Annotated in this window: 5 protein-coding genes; 4 read left to right on the top strand and 1 reads right to left on the bottom strand. The window is 64.6% G+C overall.

What is annotated here, in order from left to right; genetic code table 11:
- Positions 1-69 precede the first annotated feature (69 nt).
- On the bottom strand, positions 70-762 hold the full coding sequence (locus tag AAGD32_18315; protein ID MEM8876204.1) for a hypothetical protein: 693 nt from the start codon (positions 760-762) through the stop codon (positions 70-72).
- A 40-nt stretch (positions 763-802) separates the two neighbouring features.
- Here AAGD32_18315 and AAGD32_18310 point away from each other — a divergent pair, with 40 nt between their 5' ends.
- The 4 genes from AAGD32_18310 to AAGD32_18295 form a co-directional block, all read left to right on the top strand.
- The gene (locus AAGD32_18310) at positions 803-1,345 is read left to right on the top strand and encodes a hypothetical protein (GenBank protein ID MEM8876203.1); all 543 of its coding nucleotides are present in this window, start codon (positions 803-805) and stop codon (positions 1,343-1,345) included.
- An 85-nt stretch (positions 1,346-1,430) separates the two neighbouring features.
- Positions 1,431-2,546, top strand: coding sequence for a polysaccharide biosynthesis protein (locus tag AAGD32_18305; GenBank protein MEM8876202.1), 1,116 nt, complete (start codon positions 1,431-1,433; stop codon positions 2,544-2,546).
- 151 nt (positions 2,547-2,697) lie between these two features.
- Entirely contained in the window at positions 2,698-3,990 is a 1,293-nt protein-coding gene (locus AAGD32_18300) for an AAA family ATPase (protein ID MEM8876201.1), read from the top strand.
- A 46-nt stretch (positions 3,991-4,036) separates the two neighbouring features.
- Positions 4,037-4,991: hypothetical protein (locus AAGD32_18295; GenBank protein ID MEM8876200.1), on the top strand; the 955-nt coding region annotated here is incomplete at its 3' end.

The following is a 4,991-nucleotide window of genomic DNA, read 5'->3' as shown; positions in this document are numbered from 1 at the left end:
TCGAGATCATCTGCAGCTTCATGGGATTGCTCCGTTGGGGATGCCAGTGAAACGCTCGAACCCCCGGGACTATTTCGACTGTTCTTCCTCGTTTTCGAGTACCGGATAAAACTCGCCGCGCGTTTTGCGGTGATGTTCCTCGATCTCCTCGGTCGTCGGTTCGGGCTCGGCGGGCGGTGGGGGTGTTGGTTTCGGTCGGGGCTTGGGGGCACGCTCGGGAAGTGTCGGCATGCGAAGCACGCCCCGGCGCCCGAGCACGCCGCCGACCGCCAAACCGAGCACCCCCCAGCCCGCGCCGAACACGGCCAGGTTCAGCGCCGGCTCCTTCCACCACGCCTTGGCGATCGAAAGCCCCTCGCGCTGCTCGGCCATCTGGTTGAGCCAGTCGACGACGGAAAAGTCGCGCCCTTCCCCCGCAACGAACGGCGTTCGCGCGTCGATGTACTGGTTGCTCCAGGACTCCTGCACGCCTTCCACGCCGGGCTCTCGGTAGCGTTCGTATCGCTCGAAGGTCACGCGATAGATCGGCTGACCGTCGGGATCGTCGACCGCCGGATAGACGATGATGTTGCGGATACGCGGGTCGTTGGTGTTGGGCACGTTGCGGAAGACCGAGCGCATGAAACGTTGGGTTCCGATCTTTTCGCCGGGCGAGGCAGGGTCCGGGCTCGCCCACGCCATGCCGAAGAGCAGCCCGATACCCACGCCGAGCAGGCCAAGCAGCAATGCACCGAAAAGGGTATCGGCTTTGCGTTTCTGCATGGGAGACATGCTATCGAGTTCGGCCCGGTTACCATCGGTCATGCGCACCACTTTCTCCCTTGTTGTGGTCATGCTCGCCACGGTCGTTGGTTGCACCGGAACTTCGACGTACGAAGTCCGAGGGCTTGGCGTGGCCAGTAACCTCGACGCCGGTGACACGTTGACGGTCCAGCAATCAGGGTTGATGTATTCCATCGCGCGCAATGCCGCGGGTCTGAGCGTGATCGCGTTCAATGACACGGACGTGCCGGTGACGCTGGTCGAGCCGGGCTCGGTGTCGGTCGATCCGAACGGCCGTCGGCATGTTTTGATCGAGCGGACGTTGCTGCCTCGGACGAGCACACGTTTCGATCTGCCGCCCCGGGTGACCGGTGTGATCGCGGCGACCGACGAGATCGGCACGAGCCGGGCGTACGACGAGGGCGGCATTCTGCTCGGACCGCGCGGCGGGGCGACGTTGCGTCGGGACGACGAGGACGACTGGCGTTGGTTCAACGGCACCGCGCGTCTGCTGCTGATCTGGAAGCCTGACGGCGGAGAACAACTTCGGCACGAGCTGGTGTTCGACAAGCGTCTGAACTGATCCCTCATGCCGCCCCCCGCGCCGGGCCGATAACGGCTTGGTGTGGAAACGCCTGCGCAAGTCTAGAAAGCCGCCAGCCCAGCAGATGCCGAACATCCCGGCGGCGGTCGCGCCGGTGGAGCCGACCATCGAGGAGCAGTTGCTGGGGCGTGAGCCGGTCCGGCTCGACGAACCGGCTGTGCAACGTTTCCTGGCCGGCCGACGCGTGATGGTGACCGGTGCCGGCGGGTCGATCGGGTCGGAACTGTGCCGCCAGATCATGCGGTTTTGTCCGGAAACGCTCATCGCGGTCGAACGGTTCGAGAATGCGCTGTTCGAGATCGACCGCGAGTTGCGTGAGAAATGGGTCGGCGAGAGCGTCGAGCCGGTCATCGCCGACGTGACCGATAAGCACAGGATCAACGACGTTTTCGCTGATCACCGGCCGCAGGTGGTTCTGCACGCGGCCGCACACAAGCATGTACCGATGATGGAGCGGCACCCCGGCGAGGCGGTGAAGAACAACGTCTTCGGCACCCAGAACGTCGCCGAGGCATCGGCCGAGTTTGGCGTCGAGGCACTGGTATTCATCAGCACAGACAAGGCGGTCCGGCCGACGAGCGTCATGGGCGCGACCAAGCGCGTCGGCGAGATGATCGTTTGTGCGGGTGACGGTCCCCGCACATCGGTGGTGCGATTCGGCAACGTGCTCGGGTCCAACGGCAGCGTGGTTCCGATCTTCCAACGCCAGATCGACGCGGGCGGGCCGGTGACGGTGACGCATCCGGACATGCGGCGGTTTTTCATGACGATCCCCGAAGCCGCCCAGCTCGTATTGCAGGCCGGGACGATCGGGCAGGGCGGGGAGATTTTCGTGCTGGAAATGGGCGAGCCGGTGCGGATTCTCGATCTCGCCGAGGCGATGATCCGCCGGGCGGGGTTGGTGCCCGGCAGCGACATCCGCATCAAGTTCAGCGGCATCCGCCCGGGTGAAAAACTCGAGGAGGAACTCGCCGAGGACGACGAGCCGGCGCTGCCGACTCGGTGCGAGAAAATCCGCGTTCTGCGGAGCAACGGCGTCGAGCCTGCCAGCGTTGAAAAACACCTCGCCACGCTACGCCAGGTCACCAACGCGCCTGCCTCCGAGGTTGTTGCCGCACTGCGGTCGGCGGTCGCGACATACCAGCATCGGCAGGACACGCCGATGCGTCTGGCAGCGTAGAAAACGCTTTCGGTCAACGTCCGAGAATCCTCAAGCCTCGCCGCCCATCTTGCCGATCTTCCCAGAGGTCGGACGCCGGGTCCGATATTCACTGAGCTTGTTGGCGGGATGGTCCATCCCGTCTGGATCCCGAAGGGACGAAGTGGCAACCATGCGAACTGTCGCGATCATCAATCAAAAGGGCGGCTGCGGCAAGACCACCAGCGCGATCAACCTCGCCGCCTGTCTTGCGAAACTCGGTCACAAAACGCTGCTGGTCGACATGGACCCGCAAGGCCACTGCGCGACCGGGCTGGCGGTCCCCGAGGAGCAGGTCGAGCGGACGATCCTCGACACGCTCATCGAAGAGGGCGACGTCATCGGCAAAGTCCCGACCAAGCCGGCAAGGATCACCGACATCGTCTGGCAGATCGCAAGCGACTTCGACTTGGCGCCCAGCAACGTGAAGCTCGCGGCGTTCGAGCCGATGTTCGCCGGTCGGCCCGGACGCGAACTCCGTTTGCACCAGGCGCTCGATGCCGTATCCGACAAGTACGATTGGTGCGTCATCGACTGCCCGCCCGGCGTCGGCGCGCTGACGTTCAACGCGCTCTACGCCGCCGACGAGTGCATCGTCCCGGTCGAGACCGGCTACTTCTCACTGCACGGCCTTGCCCGGATGCTCGAGACGCTCGAGGAACTCAAGGACATCGCCGGCAAGTCGATCGCGGTCCGCATCCTTCCGACGATGTACGACACGCGCACCAAGCTGGCCCGCGAGGTGCTCACCGAGCTTCGCCAACGGTTCGGCGATTCGCTCATGAAGAGCGTGATCAACTTCAACACGAAGCTCAAGGAAGCCGCCAGCTTCGGTCAGCCGATCACGGAGTACGACCCGGGCAGCCGTGGATTCAAGGACTTTGTCAGTCTCGCGCGTGAGTTGATGGGCACGCCGGTCACGAACACGCCGGCGGTCAGCGGCGAGCCGATGAGCCGTCCGGCCGAGCTGGTGCAACGCGCCCGTCAGCTGGCCCAGATTGCCAACAGCAAGTTCGGCGGCAGCGAGACCTTCACCCGCGAGCCGGCCACGGCAAACGAAACGAGCACCGCGCCGGTTCCCGAGGCGATCATCCAGCGGCTGCCCGATCAGAAGCCACAGCCGAGCACCCAAGAGAAGCTCGAAGCCATCTACGGCGTCCGGCAGGTCGGCGGGAGCGTGGAGTTTTCGTGTCAGTTCGACGACGCGGAAACGGTCATGGTCGCTGGCGACTTCAACAACTGGTCGGCGGTCACGCCGATGCAGCCGGGCACGCGGCCGGGGATGTTCAAGACGGTTCTCCCGCTCGCACCGGGCCGATACCGCTACCGCCTGATCGTCGACGGCGACTGGGTGACCGACCCGCACAACACCTACGTCGAAGCGAACCAGTTCGGCGAGCTCAACAACATCGTCGAAGTCGGCTGAACCGTCCGCGATTCGTTTTCGTCCGCCGCCGCCTGTAGGGAATTTCATGGATCAGCCGAAGCGCAACATCAGTGACATCAGCCATCACTTCCTGAGCAACATCCGCGGCGAGAATCCGCCGAAGCGGACGCCGCCGGGCGGGAAGGACGATGGGGCGAACGGACTCCCGGTCCATGCGGAGGTGCCCGGTGAGGCCCCGACGCATGAGCCGGAACTCGACGAAGCCGGCGACGGCATGGACCCGATCGGCCGGCCGGTCACCGCGGTCCTCGGGGCCGGGCTCAACGGCAGCTACTTCATCCGTTGCCGCGAGTACGCTGGGCACTTGTGCCGGGACGGCGGGCGTGTGGGTTTGGTACAGGTCGATGGAAGCGAGTTTCGTTTGCACCTGGTCGAGCACGACCCAGTGCCGGCGGATCTTCCGCCGATGCGCGGCCGACCCATCGAAGGGCGCATGGATCCCAAGCGGATTCGTGAAGCACTGCACGAACTCGATTACGACGTCGACCATTGGCTGCTGCTTTTGCCCGATCCGCGTCGTGCCGAGGCGGGGTCGTTGCTGCAACTCGTTGACGACTGGACGCTGCTGGCGACTTCTGATCACGAGGGCGTGGTCTCCGGCTATCGCACGCTCAAGGGTATGGTGACGAAGGACACGCCGGCGATTCGGCTGGCGTTGGTCGACTCGGCGGATGACGCCGAGGCCGCGCGGATGTTCACGAAACTGGACGGCGTGTGTCGGCAGTTCCTCGACGCCGGGCTGGAGAAGTTCGACCGTGTGATCAATAGCGATCAGACGAGCGAGCACGGCATCCTCTGGCTGCGTGGCCTGTCCAACGGGGCCGACGGCAGCGTGGTTCCGGTGTCACCGGTGCAGTGGAACGTCGTGAAAAACTTCCTCCGACGAAACCGCGCGATGCTCGACGAAGACCGCAGCATTCCGGTCGTCGAAGAGCCGGCACCGGCTGTAACACCTCCCGTTGAGGAACAGGTTGTTGAAG

Source organism: Planctomycetota bacterium (assembly GCA_039182125.1).
Taxonomy (GTDB): domain Bacteria; phylum Planctomycetota; class Phycisphaerae; order Tepidisphaerales; family Tepidisphaeraceae; genus JBCDCH01.
The sequence above is the reverse complement of the archived record's forward strand: the minus strand, read 5'-3'. Positions and strand labels throughout refer to the sequence as shown.

Bases quoted from the DNA above. Each gene is read 5' to 3' on its own strand.
- AAGD32_18315 (MEM8876204.1), bottom strand. From the start codon at position 762: ATGCAGAAACGCAAAGCCGATACCCTTTTCGGTGCATTGCTGCTTGGC.
- AAGD32_18310 (MEM8876203.1), top strand. From the start codon at position 803: ATGCGCACCACTTTCTCCCTTGTTGTGGTCATGCTCGCCACGGTCGTT.
- AAGD32_18305 (MEM8876202.1), top strand. From the start codon at position 1,431: ATGCCGAACATCCCGGCGGCGGTCGCGCCGGTGGAGCCGACCATCGAG.
- AAGD32_18300 (MEM8876201.1), top strand. From the start codon at position 2,698: ATGCGAACTGTCGCGATCATCAATCAAAAGGGCGGCTGCGGCAAGACC.